This is a genomic window from Siminovitchia terrae, from assembly GCF_003605405.2.
GTDB classification, from domain to species: domain Bacteria; phylum Bacillota; class Bacilli; order Bacillales; family Bacillaceae_C; genus Siminovitchia; species Siminovitchia terrae.
The window spans coordinates 91510-107007 of record NZ_QYTW02000018.1 but is presented as its reverse complement, the minus strand read 5'-3'; the positions used below and the strand labels follow the sequence as shown (position 1 = coordinate 107007).

Sequence of the window (15498 nt, the reverse complement as noted above, 5' to 3'; positions counted from 1 at the left end):
TATTGCTTTCTAGCGGAAATAATTTTCATACAAAATTTATCGAGCAGAGCTTGATAAAATCTGGGCGCAAATACGCCAAGGCGCATTTGATATGCATGTCGTAAAGTTCCAGTAGAGCATTTTACTGCTAGTTCTGGCGTTAAACAGATGATCGTTTTCTTTATCTAACTTCTTGCCAAAAGCAAACTTTTTTCTAAGGATCATAAACTATTAATTGATTCACTAAAACATCATCAACCGGGATAGTGCGATAGCAGTTTTTTGTCTTTAGGATTCGTTCTCCAAATTGTCCCAAGTACAATCAACAGTTGTTGTTTTTTTGGTTGAAGTATCTATGCTTCTCCATTTTAGATTGAAGGCGTCCCCTTTTCTTAATCCTGTAAAAGCAACAAAAAATAAGTGTGAAATTTGTTTTGTTCAAACGTGTCTATGGAAAGTATCGAAATTAAAAGGCAGATAGAATCAAGTGGAGCACCATGACTAATTCAGACGAAGAATTGAAAAGTATGACTTTTTTTTTGCGAATATCTCAGTAGTACCTTGCTTCAAACTAACGATAGTCTATATGAGAACTTTGCCGATGCTTCTTGTTGGCAGGTGAAAATGATGAAAGATGATTTGCTGGCAGAAAGATGGAATTGGAGATGAGTGAGATTCCTAACACGATTTGTGAAGAATCAGGAGAGGGGGGCATGTACTATGTTAAATAAATCAAACGAATTGTTATTTAAAGAATTTTATCAAATGACGAAGAAACTCTGTATTTCCTTAGGAGTTAACATTCAATCCAACATGAATTACTTTAAAATGTTTCGGGCTGCTTGTGAGAGAGTTTCAACAAAAAAACTTTCCAAAGCTCTTACATTTATTAAAGATGATGATAATTGGTTGTTTAAAAAAATGCAGGAGATTATTTTCAAAGAGTTATTGAGAAGAGGACATGCAAGGGGGAGTTCTCAAGGTGATATACATTTCTTTGCAAAAGTATGAACTATAGCATCATATAAGATTTAAGTGGTAGTAAGAGCGCTTGGTTAAAGCGCTCTAACAAATTATATTCATTTTCATTTAAGGTAGCATTATCCATAATACATGTGATGGTGGTGAGGGTGGACGTGATGCATTGAATATGGGTGGATTCCTTGATGCTGAAATTGAATCTGATCCATTCCATAGCCGTGATGATGCAAGTGATGGTGCATTGGATAAACATGATGATGCATAGGGTAAGCATGATATTGAGGATACATTTAATCACCTTCTTTTGTATTGGTCTATACACCATATGACCTAAGATAAAACATGAAACCCCTTTTTTATAAAATGGGTATTTGTCTAATGTTTTAGAAACAATGAAGTAATTCATCGGATGGGCCTTAAGCAGAGGAAATAATGAATATCCTAAAACGTAACGGACATTGGGGATAAAAAAGGAGTGGCGCGGTGTGGATTTAAGAAGATTGATAGCCTCATCGCTAAAAAGCTGTTGGAGTGGAGGTAGAGGGTGGCTGATCAAGAACGGTTGGGAGAGATTGATCAAATAGTAGATGGGTTACTGAATAATAGAGCAGAGCTATCAAATTTCATTAATGAACATCTTCTGCAGGTAAAACAAGTAGAGGAACAACTGAAGGAAATATAGCAGTTGAAAGACCTTGGGAGCAAAAGCCACTGAAAGAAGGGGTGAAGATAATAGAGAGTGGTTTGACGCTCAATCTATGTTGGTTGAAAAAACTACTGATTACGGAAGGCGATTCTCATTGCCGTTAATCACTTTTGACAAGACGAGCATCCAGAAGGAATGGCCGAGCTGGCAACGCAGGGTGATTCGGAAGGAATTGCGCCACCTAGCTGAGGAGAAGAAACGCAAATAACAGCTTAAAGAGCGCTGGGGCGAGCGCTCTTCAGGTGGTGAGGTGAGTTCAAGGGGCGAATGGATTTTGGTTATGGTCTACATAAGTGGCGGGAGTCTATTAATAGACAAATGCTGTGCCGACAATAATCAACAGAATGAAAAGTACCACGATTAACGCGAAGGAGCTGCCCATTCCATAACCGCCGCCGTAACCGTAGCCACCATAGCCACAACCGCCGAAATATCCCATATAATTCACCGCCTTTCGAAAGGTTAGTATAGTTTATTCAAGTTTCTTTAAAACGAGCTAGTGATAAGCGGACAGGGAGTAAAATGGTTGGATTTATTAGATTTAGCAGAGGAGATTACTAACGAGTCAACGTATGTCGGTAGCGGGGTACCGGAAGATTCGGAAGGTCAAGCGGAATAAATACCGGATAAAAAGGTCGAGATTGACGTCCATATTTTTGACAGCATCGCAGTGTCGAAGTATTACCAACAACAAAGTGGCTGGAAGCAAACAAGCAGATTCTCTTCTTCCGGAAACACCCAGGTATTTTTTACAGGAAGCATTTGAAAAGGATGGCAAGACTCATAGAAAGATTGAGTACATTCGACTTTGAGATACACCGTACGGACGGATCCATTGAAGTGGTGGATGTAAATGGAGGTTTTCCGGAGGAAGGAAAAGATGTTTCATAAGAGATACCCTCACAAGCTGTCGATAGTCGGATACCAAAATGGGAGATTAGTTGAGATGCGGAAATGATTGCATGCTGATCAGTCGAATGGAAAGCAAGAACAAACGAAGATGATCCTCAGGTTGTTGAATTTTACGCCCCTGGAGAAAACAAAGAAGTGATCAAATCCAAAAACAGGCAGTATACGCACCACAGGGATTTGTAAGATCAATACTTAAAGAAGTTGGGGAAGATACTAGCTATTGCTGCAGCAGTATAGATTAAAGTCATGATTGCAAATACCATTAAAAAGGTTTTTATCGGTCGTGGTAAGCTGTCATTCTATTAATGAAATATATGCCACCAATATAAGAAAAAGTACAAATAGAAACTTGTAAAAACCTCCTCGTAGGCAGACCTAAAAAAATAAAAAGCTCGGAGCCCTCCCGGCTAAATCAATTCGGTAAGTTTTATCTCATGACGCTATCGTGTTGTTCGACGTGAGAATCATGTCTATTTATGGAATAATATTGAATTTTAGTCTTGTCGTCTAGTACAAGTCCCTCTTTTTTTCATAAGTTATCTTAACAAGGAAGAAAGGAGGTTCTTTATTATGGGCCCAAATCACCATGGTAGAAGCAAAGAAGAGGTAATCACTTGTCCAACTAAAACAGTGGTAAGAACAAGAACTACAGAACGGGTTAGAAAATTTATTCATCCAACTGAGATAATTAATGTACACAGAACCGTTATTAGAAACGAACATCACTACCCAGTTTATGAAAGAGAAGTTAATGAAACGGTTGAAAAAGGCTCTCCAGGTTGTGGTAAAAGAGATAGGGAGAGACCGAGGCATTCTTGGATATAGCAACGGATAACAGTTATATCAGAGCGCTGTCCCTTGGAAAAGGATGGCGCTATTTTGCTGATGTGCCAAGCTGCACAAACAGCCAGTTGGATTTCGTAATGCGATAACCAGCCATTTAGTTAAATAGTTGCATGAAAATATCTCCTTTTGTCGAATTTATTCAATGTGAGGAAGTTGAAGATAATGAATCTAATCCTTAAAACTGGATAAATTAGGTATTTTAATTAGTACAACTATCCATCAATGATCATAGTCTATACTGTAAAGAAAAAATGATGAAAGGGGATATTAATGATGTATCATCACGCAGGAAAAGCATGCGGACCGATTATTTGTCCTACATCTGTTGCGCCAACGCAATATGATCCTGGAATGACAGACCCTCCACAAAATGCAGTGAAAACAACAATTTTTCCACATGTAATAAAGAACTTTCATCCAACGCATACGACAAATGTGAATAAGCATGTATATACGCATGAACATTACTTCCCTCATACAGAATCGGTAGTTAATGTATGCTGTGAGCAACATGTGTTTTGTGGAGCTCCAGTTAATCCATGTTGTCCACCAATGTATGCTCCAGGACCATACTGATTTTAATAGTCTGTTTTTATTTAATGAGCACAAAGCATCCTAACGGGTGCTTTTTCTTATTCCCAAAACAACTCAAATATGACGGAGGTGGTAGGTGATGTAAAATGGCCGACAAAGGGGCGAGGGACGCCACAGTTATCCCTCTGGCCGTTATTTCAAACGGTTGACCACAAGTTTCGGAAATGGGAAATGGGGAATATTTCCTGTAGTGAGCTGAATAAGGCTTTTTTATTTTAACGGAAAAGGATTGTTCCATTTGAAAGATCATATCGTCTATTCTATTTTCGACGCCTTAGGTACTTTTTTTGTTTCAGTTTTTATTTTTTTATATGATGGCCATCATGCAGCCAAGAAGGATGAGTCCTATGCTCCCGAGTATGGGATCGATGGAGCAAACTGGACTGTATTTTTATTGGTAATGACTACCGTTGATCATTTAATTGATCAAATTACGGGTATGCCTGCATTTCATTTTGATTTATTGTTGCGGCATTTGGTCTGCACATATGGAAAAGTATGATGGCCAATGTTGTACGTGCCGGTTGAGAAAAATGGATTCCTGAATGGGTCATGAATATTGTTGCCGACAAGATTGAATATAAGGTAGCTCGGGCCACTAATAGACGCCAGGAGAAAGAAAAGTATTTAAAGAAGGACGCATAATCGTTGCTCTTTTTTAATATCTAAAAGGGAGAGGGGATAAGATGAGTAAAATTGCAGACTTGTCACATCATCAGGGGACAATTGATTGGACTAAGGCAAGCCAGGAATTAATCTTTGCTATCTTGAGAGTACAGGACGGTTCCCGAGTGATCGATAGACAATATAAAAACTATGTCGCAGGTGCAAAGAAGTACTGTGTTCCGTTTGGTAACTATGCCTTTACACGTTTTGTTAGCATCAATGATGCCAAAGTAGAGGCTAAGGACTTTTGGAATCGTGCCGACAAAACAGCTGAATTTTGGATCGCTGACGTGGAAGTCAAAACAATGGGCGATATGCGGGCAGGTGCTCAAGCGTTTATTGACGAGCTACAGTGCCTGGGAGCCAAGAAAGTAGGCTTGTATGTTGGGCATCATGTTTACAAGCAATTCCAAGCAAATAAAATTAAAGCAGATTTTGTATGGATCCCTCGGTATGGTGGGCAAGAGCCGTCATATCCATGCGATCTATGGCAGTACACGGAAACAGGCCAACTGGCGGGAGTAGCTAGCAACGTGAATTTAAATAGGCTCACGGGTAGTAAGTCATTAGCATATTTTATAGGGACTCCGGTTAAAACGCCTGCTCCAAATCCGGTTGTCAAACCCGTTTCCAATACAGGTGACTCCTATACAGTTAAATCAGGGGATACTTTGTCTGCTATTGCCGCGCGATATAAAACATCTGTAAGTGAGTTTGCCCGGCTCAACGGCATTAAGAAGCCAGATTTAATCAACTTGACCCAAAAAATTAAAATACCTGGATCTGCCCCAGCAAAGGCACCTACTCAAAAAGCCGTTTACCACACGGTCAAACATGGCGATACAGTGAGTAGGTTGGCCGTTAAATATAAGGTTACTCAGGCGCAGATTAAAAGCTGGAATAAGCTGAAAGACATCAATAAAATTTATGTTGGCCAAAAGTTGAGGGTTAAATAATGTCATAATTAACGTATTCGGGCATTGATTGCCTTAGAGAGTGACCTATCCAATTATGGATGGGTCATTTTTTTGTATAAAGAAAAATCAAACAACCAATAATAAAATGCTCCCCTCTTTGTTTCTAGTCCCACATACCTCCCCATTAGGGGAGGGCTTTTATAATATAATAAATCCGGCCTACAAAGAATCTGAGCGACAGCCCAATCATTGGACGTTGAGGTCAAACACCTATAGCGGAACGTAACATGGTATTGATCAAAAATAACAAAGGAGCTGTTTCCAATTGAAGGGGACCATTTGAATGCTGTGGAAGTCATGACTGGAAAAGCCAATTTTCGTTATTACCAAATGATTGGTATCGTCCCAAACGGAAATACTGTCCACTGCGCTATCCTGATGTCTTAGAAGACTATACGAAACTTTATTTTGACTATGGCTTTAAATAATAACCTATAGGTTATTGATGAAAATGGGAGAGGTCAAAAAGTTAAATTCGGAGAGAATAAAAATTTTTAAGGATATAACTATAAAAGCACTATTTAGAGAAGGGATCTAAGGTAATGAACTGTTGGAAACCACTGTATATAATTATTTCCTTTTTGTTTTACTTTTATATCTCTATTCCCACTCAAATTTCAGCTGAAGAAATTGGAGATAAAACAGAACGACAAGCGTTTTCGGATTTCGAAGAGAAGATTTTCAATTTGATCAGATCAAGTATGGAACCATTAAGAGAGTTAGAAAATATTTACGGGAAAACAGATAAAGTTAACCTTTATAATATCGCTTTATCGGCAGAAGAGAGGTTCAATAAAAGTTCTTTGATTATAACCGAATTGGAGGTACCTATCGTACTGTCAAGTGATATTCGGGCATCTCTAGAAAATATCAAAAGAGATTTATCTGTAGGTTTTAAGGCATTAGGGGAAAGTATGGACTATTTCTCACAGCATAACGTTAATCGTAGCTCAGAATTGTATGATATATATATTGAAAACGTGATAAAGGTTTCCTTTATGTTGATGGAGGAATAACTTCGTTAGCTACTTTAAAATTGCGAATAGCCCCCCCTGAATGGCTAGATGCTCCAAAAAGAACAATTCCGAATGCATGGAAGGTAGGAAAAAAATACTTTTATAAATTAGAGAATACGGACGCAATATTAAATGAAAATATTCACTAAAACCCGGTCAGTCCCGGGCCTGTTTCCACTACCATTTAACTTCATTCAGCAGAAATCTCCCACTTCTGTGAGTGGTGAGATGAATGCCTATTGGTATTCCTAGTGGGGGTTCAAACCCCGGCTGAATAAAGTCAAAGCCTCCGGCGGATGCCACAGTTTTTCAGAGGAAGTTTATCGAGCGGAACGCGATAAAATCTGGGCGCAAATACGCCAAGGCGCATTTGATCTAATGAGGAGAGGTTACATAACCCTCCTCAGTGCTTTTTGTTTAGAAAGTTAAGTTATAACTTCCATTGAATGGTCCTTTAATGGAAGAACAATGGTGTTAGTTTTTAAACAACTTTATCTCATTAAACATAGCCCCTTGGATTAAATCGTCTAAGCAGACCATATCCAAAGGGTGTTCCAGCTGGTGTATAGAAACTATTCCTTTTCCAAAAAAATATTAGTATTGAGGATTACATTAAGCATATCGAACCTTTAAATTAATGTAAGCTTCTTTTGTTCGACATTTATTGAGAGCTTTATTTTTTATTATCTAGCATCTACTTTTTTAAGCCCCAATTCCCCCCAAAAGTAGCCTCAGTACATTATCTTGCAACCTTAGATTACTAAAACATTATATATATTGATATATCAACGTTTTCGAAGATATTATACTGGTGCTCAAGCTGAAATAATATTACTATTAGTATAAAATGAATTGGAAAAAACAATATAACTAAGGTGAGCACACATAGAATAGGTACAAACATTGAACTTAAGAATTTTTCCATCGGTTTGCCGAAGAATGTTACCTACGGAAAAGATAAAGTGATGGTTTCGGGAATTTGTAAACAAACTATCGATGAAGCCTTTTTGGCAAAGGACGGATTTAACGGAGATGGTGTTGCTGACCTGCGCTATCACGGAGGTCCTGACCGTGCAGTCTGCATTTTATCCTTACGAATATTATTCCCTTTGCGAACAAGAATTTTCTACCAAGCTTCCACCTTCTACGTTTGGAGAAAATCTGACTGTCCAAAATATGTTGGAAAACGATGTTTATATTGGGAACATTTATCGGATTGGGGATGCTGTGGTCCAAGTGACGCAAGGCAGGATCCCGTGCAGTACGATCACAAAGAGAGTTGGCATTCCTTTACTTTTAAAAAGAATGATTGAAACAGGCTTTACCGGGTATCTTTGCCGTGTGTTAGAAGAAGGTATTGTCAGGAAAAATTCCTCCATCACATTGTTGGAGTCCCACCCGAAACAAGTGTCGATACTATACGCAAATGACATTTATTTTAGACATCCAAAAGATGTGGGTGGAATGAAAAAAATCTTGGAAGTGGACGAATTAGCAGTAGAATGGCATGAACTGCTGACAAAGAGATTGGAAAAAGTGGAAAACCCCGTTTAATGGGGAAGACCACTTCAATTTATGGTTTGGATCATGTCATGTTGTTGGCTGTTCTTTTTGTGGCAATATCATTACTTTCGGAAGCTCTTACCGCAGAAAGACCCACTCCAACCAAAGTGATTATTCCACCAATGAGTGATAGAATGGTAGGAATTTCTCCCAACCATACCCATGAAATCAAAAGGGCTGCAGCTGGAGTCAGATAAAGCGAACTGGTCGCTTTTGCAGCCCCTGTCTTTGAAATAACATATGCTATAGCAAAATAAGGAATAATAGTTGGAATAAGGCCCAGATATATTACTGTCAGTGTGGAAGCTGTTGATGCTCCTGAAAACTCCGTCAATAAACCTGGCAGAAAAAACAACATAAAAATAGTTCCGGCAATGATTGTATATATATTAAATTGAATAAAACCATATTTTTTAATATAGTTTGTTTCAAAGACAAAAAAGAAGCTTTCGCCAAAGGCAGCAATCAAGATCCAGATCATACCGCTCGAAATAACCGAATATGAGTTCCCGGTTCCGAATGAAATAAGTGCTACTCCTAAGAATGCCATACATGAACCGAGCCAGCCGATTTTTGATAGCCGATCTTTTAAAAACATAGTGCCTAGAATAGCAGAAAAAATGGGTGTTGTTGATACCAGTAAACTTGATACTCCTGCACTTACTGTTTGCTCTCCAAAGCTTAATCCTGTGTGATACACCGCAAAACCTAAAAATCCCAAAAACAAGATGGCCGGTACATCTTTTATATCCGGCAACTTCATTTTTCTGTTCCATGCAAATAGGATAAGTGCTGCGGAGGCAATTAACATCCTCAATAAGGCAAGATGTTCAGGGCTGAACGATTCAAGTCCTACTTTGATCCCTGGAAAAGCAGATCCCCATATGAAAACAGTCATACCAAAGGCTAAAAATACTTTCTTGTCCATCTCCATCCCTCGCTTCGTTCATGTTAGTCATCCTTTGGATATATTAAAATAAAAACGACATCATTTCTCCAACCAATCAGGATGAAAAAAAACCAACAAAATTTAAACTGGAAAGGAGGGAGAATGGTGAAGAAAGTACCGATGTATTTGCAAATTGCCCAATCAATCAGGCAGAAAATCGACAGAGGCGAATGGGTGATTGGGAGTAAAATACCGACCCAAAGAGAAATAGCGGAACAGTTTCAGGTCAATAGAAGTACGGTTATAACTGCCATCGACATCCTGAAATCTGAGGGGCTGCTTGAAGGGATCACCGGAAGCGGCATTTACGTTTCCAATAATCAATGGTCCCTTTTATCTTCTAGTTCACCTCCAAATTGGAAAGAGCTGACGCAATGGGCTACGCAACCGTCGAGTGATCATATCGTACAGCTCATTAATGATTCCGAATCAAGAAAAGATTTAATCCAATTGAGTAAGGGAGAACTTGGTCCAGATTTATATCCTCATGCAGAAATAGAAAAATCTCTGATAAAAGTTACAGCACAATTGCAAGAATTTGGCTATGGGAATGGACTTGGGGACAAGGGATTGCGGGAAGAAATCAGCAGGCACCTTTTAACCCATGGAATGGAAATCGCCCCTGAAAACATTTTAATTGTCTCAGGCGCCTTACAGGCATTGAAGCTCATTTCCATAGGGATATTGAAAAAAGGGTCCACTGTATTTCTGGAGTCCCCTTCTTATCTACATTCCATCAATTTGTTTCGGGCGGAAGATATGACACTCAAACCTATACTAGTTGATCGAGACGGATTAGTGCTTGATGAGTTATTTCAACACTACATCCCTAAACATTCTGCTGCTCTATATATCAATCCAACTTTTCATAATCCATCAGGCACAACAATGTCGACAAAGCGAAGGGAGCTGCTGATTGAGAGATGCCAGAGCTTGCGTCTTCCGGTCATAGAAGATGATATCTTTAGAGACTTATGGATTGACCGACCACCGCCGCTCTCTTTAAAAACTTTGGATAAACATGGACAGGTTATATATATTGGGAGCTTTTCCAAAACAATCGCACCTGGGCTTAGAATTGGCTGGCTGGCGGGCCCCGAAACCGTTGTGAAGCGCCTGAGTGATGTCCGGATGCAAACAGATTATGGGTCAAGTTATTTATCCCAGTTATTAGTGAAAGAGCTTCTATCGTCCGGATTGTATGAAAAACACTTACTAAGGGTACGGGCTAGGTTGAAAGAGAAAAGAGACTTTCTTTTACACTTGCTAAATGAGCATTTTAGTCATGATGCAACATGGGACAAGCCTGCAGGCGGATTCTTCATAAGGGTGGTCTTGAAGGATAAAATAAACATGCACAGACTTTTTAAATCATGCTTGAATCACTCATTATTAATCAATCCTGGATTTATTTATCGTGACTTTACACCCTCAATAAGACTTTCTTTTGCCTATGCCACTGAGAGGGAGATGGAAGAAGGAATCATTCAACTGAAAAGAAATATCAAAAATAATCTATAAAACGGGGCATCATATGAATAAATTTACAATCAATAAGGTTATTAGGTGTTTTTAAATGTTAAATGAAAAGCAGCTTAGAAATATTTTGTTATGTGCAATACTTCTATTATTCAGCTTTTGCAGCATAGCTATTCTTGTCAAAGCTCAGAAATTATCTGGGTTTGATCTTGCAGCGATCCACTTCATTCAGGGTTTCGAGTCGAAGCAACTCACTTCAGTGATGAAATTTTTCACACAACTAGGATCATTTTCATCTGTTATGATGATTTTTTTACTTGTTTTAGTCATTCTGGGTCTTTATAAAAGTAAAGTGAAAATGCTCATATTTGGGGTAGTAGTACTCGGAACACCGTTAATAAATGAGATGTTAAAACTGGCATTTCAACGGAGCCGTCCCCATCTACACCGTTTAATTGAAATAGGCGGTTACAGTTTCCCGAGTGGACACTCAATGAATGCTGCTTCGGTTTACGGTGTTCTAGTTTATCTTCTGTGGAAGCATGTGCCAGGCAAAGTTGGCCGTACAGTCTTACTCAGCATCAGTTGTTTATTCATTCTTATGATTGGCGTGAGCAGGATTTATTTAGGGGTCCATTATCCAAGTGACGTCATTGCAGGGTATCTCGCAAGCAGCTTCTGGGTAATAGCTGTCATTTGGTTATTTCACAAATATTTAAGAAGGGCATAAGGAAAAAATCTGGTTACCATGTAAAATTAGTATAAACAGCCCGGTGCGCTAGCCGGGCTTTTACTCATTTTATTAACATAGAAATATAAAATGATATTTATTCTCTTGATTTATCATTTGAATTTAGAAAAACTAAGAAAAATGTTATAGATAAAACAAGGGGAGTAAATAATACAATATTAATAAAAATTCCATTTACCTTTATCCATTCTATAGCTAGATTACTTTCATGAAATGCAATAAAATCAGGGTTTTCTAATACAATTATAAATCTGTTTAGTATTACTAATAAACAAAACATTAATAGAGAATGAATACTGATCTTTAGAAAAAATTGTTTATTGGAATTAAATTTCATATATACCAAACCCTTCTTTGCTGTCATCCAAAACTTTGAATAATGTAGAAACAAGAAAATAGGATACAATTCCGAGTATGAAGACCGCTATTAATTTCTTCATCTTATGTAACTTCTCCATATTTTTAAATAAAGCCCGGCGGTGACCGGGCATAGTTTTTCTTACCATATATCTATATCAGGATCTTACTCATGACTGCTTGGCGTTCTTCTGTAAAAATATCCCCTCATAGATTTTGATAAAGTAACGATAAAGTGATTTAAATTTCCGGGTTTCTCCACAATTGCATCCTTTTCTTGAATAATCATTCGCCTTCTATGTTTTTGTTTAACTTTTTGTTTTTAATTATTATATTGACTTTCTAATTAATTCAGGAAGCCATTCATGCAAATTTTGAAATTGAAAACCTAAGTCCAATGCTTTTTGATTGGATATCGTCCATGTACTTGGAATAGCATATGGTGTTTGCTTTTCATCATCCTGACTTATTTCCACTTTTGCTTTTTTACCTGTTGCTTCCTCAATGTATGCTAAAAATTCTTTTAAAGTAACTGTCCCATTTGTACAAGTATTAATTGGGCCATGGAAATCTGTGGTACCAATCCAGCTTAGAAACTTACCAGCTTCATCTTCATTAATAAAACTTATGGCTGCCTCCAGACTCCTTAAATAAATGGTTTCTTCATCAATGACCTTGTTAATATAATAAATCATTCTTTCCGTATAATCATTTTCACCCAGAACAATTGGAAATCTAACGGCCACAACTGGGAAAGATGCTTTTTGAAAAAAAACAGCTTCAGCTTGTCGCTTCCCTTCTTGATAGTTGAAATCTTCCCTTTCTTCCAACTTTATAGGATATGAATATGGGTCAAAATCATTTTCATATAGTTCCCTATCATGAAGATCGTAAACCGATAATGTAGAGGTGAATATGTACTTTTTCGTCTTGTTTTCAAAAACTTCAATGGCGTTACGTGCATCAATTGATGAATAGCAAATTTGATCAAATATTGCATCCCACTTCCTACCTTCGAATGCAGAATGAAAAGATTCAACATTATTTCGATCAAATTGGATTGATTCCACTTCTGAGAAAGGTATAGGTGTATTTCCTCTTGTAGCAACCGTTACCGATACACCGTTATCGAGTAAAGATTGAACTAGCTTTACTCCGAAAAATCTTGTTCCCCCTAATACTAATGCTGTTTTCATAATTTTTTCCTCTCTTTCAAATTCTAATTATTCCGTCTTCTATTCAACGATTATTTTACCTCAAAGTTCCAACATTTGCACATGATGTTTCACTGAAATCTGGTCCTTAATTGTTATTAAGTCAAACAGAAAATCGTCATTTTGATCAATCTCTTTGTCCTTTATATATCACCAAATACGTAGTGAAGCTATTTTACGATTTCCCCTCATTCAATTTTAATAAGCTTTGTGCCATGTTACATTGAAAAAGTTTATTCAAGTTTAACAAGCTAAATCGTCAAACGGTAATTTTATTCACTATTTTAAACAGCTTCGAAAAGCTAAAAAAGCACTCACTAATTAAGTTCAAAATGGAAGGTTCGATTGATTAATATCATACAAAACCCGTCACATCAATGTTTTTGACGATTTTTTATTTTTATCATATTTCCGATGTACAGTATTCTGAAAGCAAAAAAGTTGGGACACAATAGGACTTCACATGTTATTTTATACATAAAAGGAGTGGGGATATGATAGATATTTTATATATTGAAGATGAAGTTGAAATTGCGAATTGGCTAAAAAAAGCGCTCGTACAAGAAGGTTTTGTTGTACATGCTTATTCTTCTAGTGAGGCGTATGAAGAAAGTGAAGATAAGTTTACCCCAGATGTAGCAATTCTAGATATTATGTTGCCGGGGTTGGATGGTTTTTCGATCGCACGCAAATTAAAGCGGGAGTATGAAGACCTTCCGATTTTAATGCTTTCGGCGCGTTCGATGTTAGATGATAAATTAGAAGGCTTGAGCATCGCGGATGATTATGTGACGAAGCCTTTCCAGGTAGAAGAAATTATTGCGCGGATTCAAGTGTTATTGCGCCATTTCAATAAAACAAATGAAACGATTCGCTTAAAGCATATTGAAGTTCGTACGAAAGATTTCACGGTGCACGATACTGAAACCGGTGAAGAGATCATATTGACGCAGACGCAATACGGTATACTCCGCTATTTTGTTACACATTTGAATCAAATTTTAACGAAAGAACAATTGTATGAAGCAGTGTGGCAAGAGCCGTATATGGATGGAGATAAAACGCTCATGGTACATATTCGTTATTTACGTGAAAAGATTGAAAAAGACCCATCGCAGCCTCAAATTATTGAAACGGTGAGGGGCATTGGCTATCGGGTGAGAGCATGAAAAAGATTTGGCATTCTTTACTCACAAAGTATATTATTTTAATTTTCATCGCATTAGGCTTTTTGCAGCTTGTGATGATCGTTTATATGGTTGGTATTAACTTCGAACGTTTAGTTTCGGATGTACCGAGTTTACAAGAATTTGAGGAAAGTTGGACTGAAGATGTCTACGGGGCAACATTAGATGATGTGGAGTCAATTGTTGAAAAATGGCATGCTGATTATCCGCAGGCAAGTTTTTTTTATGTTAATGCTGATGGCGAACTTATGAAAAAGTGGGGCAAACATATTAGTACAAATATACCTGAGCATTGGGATATGGTAGCGACTACACGTTTTATTCAAGCGCATTATAATAGCCCAACTTTTACTGTTATTCGTTTTGTAGGGAATGAAGATGCCAATGGTTTTTTAGTATTGCAAATGGAGCGGACAACATTAGAACCTGCTAAAATGGCATCAGGCTTTATATACGTCGCCTTCTTCTTAATGTTTGCTTTTTTAGCTATTTCATTATTATTTTTCATCCGTATTTTAAAGCGCTTAGTCAATTTGGAAGAAGCTATGACAATTCGTGAGGTGGATGGTTTACCGATTCGTACAGAAGTGAAGAAGAAAGACGAAATTGGTGCTGTCGAACAAGCCTTTAATAATATGGTGGATGAACTGCGGGAAGCGAAAAAGCGAGAACAAGAAGAAGAGCAATTACGTCGTGAATTGATTGCGAATTTATCGCATGACTTAAACACACCACTCACAAAAATGCGTGCACAATTGCAAAATGTATCTGCTGAACAAGCCGAACATTTGGATCATTCCATTAGTACGATGAGCAACTTAATCGAGAACTTGATGTCTTACTCTTTACTCACAGCGAACAAAATGCGTTATGAACCTCAAGATGTGCGCGTTGACCGCCTTGTAAATCAAAGTATTGCCTCGTGGTATCCATTGTTTGAAGAGCAGGAGTTTGATGTGGAATTGGAAGTTGAAGAGCTCGTTTGGCATATTGATCAAGTTTGGCTTGAACGGATACTCGATAATCTATTCCAAAATGTGTTGCGCCATGCTAATGATGGGAAGTTTATTCGCCTTGACGTGCAAGATAATCACATCATGGTGAAGGATAAAGGGCAAGGTTTTACCGAGCATGCTCATACGAAAGGAGCGGGAATTGGGCTTTCAATCGTTGGGTTAATGGCTGAAAAAATGAATTTAGCATTCGTTATTAATAGTACGGGAGCTGGTACGACAATTCAATTACACCCTAAAGATGAAAGTTGATCTACCAAAGCGTATTCGAGTTTTTCGAGTACGCTTTTTTAAACGAATTTTAAACA

General features: G+C 37.8%; 15 protein-coding genes and 1 pseudogene. 13 read left to right on the top strand and 3 right to left on the bottom strand.

Annotated elements, in window-relative coordinates:
* Nucleotides 1–699: 699 nt before the first annotated feature.
* From D5F11_RS16760 to D5F11_RS16755, 3 genes are all read left to right on the top strand, one after another.
* Entirely contained in the window at nucleotides 700–990 is a 291-nt protein-coding gene (locus tag D5F11_RS16760) for a hypothetical protein (RefSeq protein ID WP_120117622.1), read from the top strand.
* Nucleotides 991–1504: 514 nt separating this feature from the next.
* Nucleotides 1505–1642 carry a hypothetical protein gene (locus D5F11_RS26660; protein ID WP_185830757.1) on the top strand — a complete coding sequence of 46 codons (138 nt, stop codon included), beginning with the start codon at nucleotides 1505–1507 and terminating at the stop codon, nucleotides 1640–1642.
* 13 nt (nucleotides 1643–1655) lie between these two features.
* Complete coding sequence (locus D5F11_RS16755) at nucleotides 1656–1874, top strand: hypothetical protein (protein ID WP_120117623.1); 219 nt, start codon at nucleotides 1656–1658, stop codon at nucleotides 1872–1874.
* 99 nt (nucleotides 1875–1973) lie between these two features.
* Here D5F11_RS16755 and D5F11_RS28180 read toward each other — a convergent pair whose 3' ends face one another.
* Entirely contained in the window at nucleotides 1974–2048 is a 75-nt protein-coding gene (locus D5F11_RS28180) for a YjcZ family sporulation protein (protein ID WP_373316075.1), read from the bottom strand.
* A 1100-nt stretch (nucleotides 2049–3148) separates the two neighbouring features.
* Here D5F11_RS28180 and D5F11_RS16745 point away from each other — a divergent pair.
* The 6 genes and pseudogenes from D5F11_RS16745 (at nucleotide 3149) to D5F11_RS16720 (ending at nucleotide 8231) form a co-directional block, all read left to right on the top strand.
* Nucleotides 3149–3403, top strand: a complete 255-nt coding sequence (locus tag D5F11_RS16745; protein WP_120117625.1) for a CotD family spore coat protein — start codon at nucleotides 3149–3151, stop codon at nucleotides 3401–3403.
* Between the two features lie 291 nt (nucleotides 3404–3694).
* Nucleotides 3695–4000, top strand: coding sequence for a CotD family spore coat protein (locus D5F11_RS16740; RefSeq protein WP_373316414.1), 306 nt, complete (start codon nucleotides 3695–3697; stop codon nucleotides 3998–4000).
* A 256-nt stretch (nucleotides 4001–4256) separates the two neighbouring features.
* The gene (locus tag D5F11_RS16735) at nucleotides 4257–4520 is read left to right on the top strand and encodes a hypothetical protein (RefSeq protein ID WP_120117626.1); all 264 of its coding nucleotides are present in this window, start codon (nucleotides 4257–4259) and stop codon (nucleotides 4518–4520) included.
* A 184-nt stretch (nucleotides 4521–4704) separates the two neighbouring features.
* Nucleotides 4705–5640 carry a glycoside hydrolase family 25 protein gene (locus tag D5F11_RS27505; protein ID WP_120117627.1) on the top strand — a complete coding sequence of 312 codons (936 nt, stop codon included), beginning with the start codon at nucleotides 4705–4707 and terminating at the stop codon, nucleotides 5638–5640.
* A 563-nt stretch (nucleotides 5641–6203) separates the two neighbouring features.
* Complete coding sequence (locus tag D5F11_RS16725; RefSeq protein ID WP_120117628.1) at nucleotides 6204–6677, top strand: hypothetical protein; 474 nt, start codon at nucleotides 6204–6206, stop codon at nucleotides 6675–6677.
* 902 nt (nucleotides 6678–7579) lie between these two features.
* A pseudogene (locus tag D5F11_RS16720) lies at nucleotides 7580–8231 on the top strand (MOSC domain-containing protein).
* Between the two features lie 31 nt (nucleotides 8232–8262).
* Here the strand turns inward: D5F11_RS16720 and D5F11_RS16715 are convergent.
* Nucleotides 8263–9168: a DMT family transporter gene (locus D5F11_RS16715; protein ID WP_120117629.1), complete on the bottom strand. Its 906-nt coding sequence runs from the start codon at nucleotides 9166–9168 to the stop codon at nucleotides 8263–8265.
* Between the two features lie 126 nt (nucleotides 9169–9294).
* On the opposite strand from D5F11_RS16715, the gene D5F11_RS16710 reads away from it, so the two are divergent.
* Both D5F11_RS16710 and D5F11_RS16705 read left to right on the top strand, forming a co-directional pair.
* A complete protein-coding gene (locus D5F11_RS16710) occupies nucleotides 9295–10710 on the top strand; it encodes an aminotransferase-like domain-containing protein (protein ID WP_185830756.1) in 1416 nt (471 codons plus the stop codon).
* Between the two features lie 55 nt (nucleotides 10711–10765).
* Nucleotides 10766–11398 carry a phosphatase PAP2 family protein gene (locus D5F11_RS16705; RefSeq protein ID WP_120117631.1) on the top strand — a complete coding sequence of 211 codons (633 nt, stop codon included), beginning with the start codon at nucleotides 10766–10768 and terminating at the stop codon, nucleotides 11396–11398.
* Nucleotides 11399–12105: 707 nt separating this feature from the next.
* On the opposite strand, the gene D5F11_RS16700 is transcribed toward D5F11_RS16705, so the two are convergent.
* Nucleotides 12106–12972, bottom strand: coding sequence for an NAD-dependent epimerase/dehydratase family protein (locus D5F11_RS16700; protein WP_120117633.1), 867 nt, complete (start codon nucleotides 12970–12972; stop codon nucleotides 12106–12108).
* A 512-nt stretch (nucleotides 12973–13484) separates the two neighbouring features.
* Here D5F11_RS16700 and D5F11_RS16695 point away from each other — a divergent pair.
* Nucleotides 13485–14159 carry a response regulator transcription factor gene (locus D5F11_RS16695; RefSeq protein WP_120117634.1) on the top strand — a complete coding sequence of 225 codons (675 nt, stop codon included), beginning with the start codon at nucleotides 13485–13487 and terminating at the stop codon, nucleotides 14157–14159.
* The gene (locus D5F11_RS16690; protein ID WP_120117635.1) at nucleotides 14156–15442 is read left to right on the top strand and encodes a sensor histidine kinase; all 1287 of its coding nucleotides are present in this window, start codon (nucleotides 14156–14158) and stop codon (nucleotides 15440–15442) included. Before D5F11_RS16695 ends, D5F11_RS16690 begins: the two co-directional genes overlap by 4 nt.
* Nucleotides 15443–15498: the final 56 nt, after the last annotated feature.

What these genes read in the sequence shown, in the direction of transcription:
- D5F11_RS16760 (WP_120117622.1), top strand. Translation starts at nt 700, where the DNA reads ATGTTAAATAAATCAAACGAATTGTTATTTAAAGAATTTTATCAAATG.
- D5F11_RS16745 (WP_120117625.1), top strand. Translation starts at nt 3,149, where the DNA reads ATGGGCCCAAATCACCATGGTAGAAGCAAAGAAGAGGTAATCACTTGT.
- D5F11_RS16740 (WP_373316414.1), top strand. Translation starts at nt 3,695, where the DNA reads ATGATGTATCATCACGCAGGAAAAGCATGCGGACCGATTATTTGTCCT.
- D5F11_RS27505 (WP_120117627.1), top strand. Translation starts at nt 4,705, where the DNA reads ATGAGTAAAATTGCAGACTTGTCACATCATCAGGGGACAATTGATTGG.
- D5F11_RS16725 (WP_120117628.1), top strand. Translation starts at nt 6,204, where the DNA reads ATGAACTGTTGGAAACCACTGTATATAATTATTTCCTTTTTGTTTTAC.
- D5F11_RS16715 (WP_120117629.1), bottom strand. Translation starts at nt 9,168, where the DNA reads ATGGACAAGAAAGTATTTTTAGCCTTTGGTATGACTGTTTTCATATGG.
- D5F11_RS16705 (WP_120117631.1), top strand. Translation starts at nt 10,766, where the DNA reads ATGTTAAATGAAAAGCAGCTTAGAAATATTTTGTTATGTGCAATACTT.
- D5F11_RS16700 (WP_120117633.1), bottom strand. Translation starts at nt 12,972, where the DNA reads ATGAAAACAGCATTAGTATTAGGGGGAACAAGATTTTTCGGAGTAAAG.
- D5F11_RS16695 (WP_120117634.1), top strand. Translation starts at nt 13,485, where the DNA reads ATGATAGATATTTTATATATTGAAGATGAAGTTGAAATTGCGAATTGG.
- D5F11_RS16690 (WP_120117635.1), top strand. Translation starts at nt 14,156, where the DNA reads ATGAAAAAGATTTGGCATTCTTTACTCACAAAGTATATTATTTTAATT.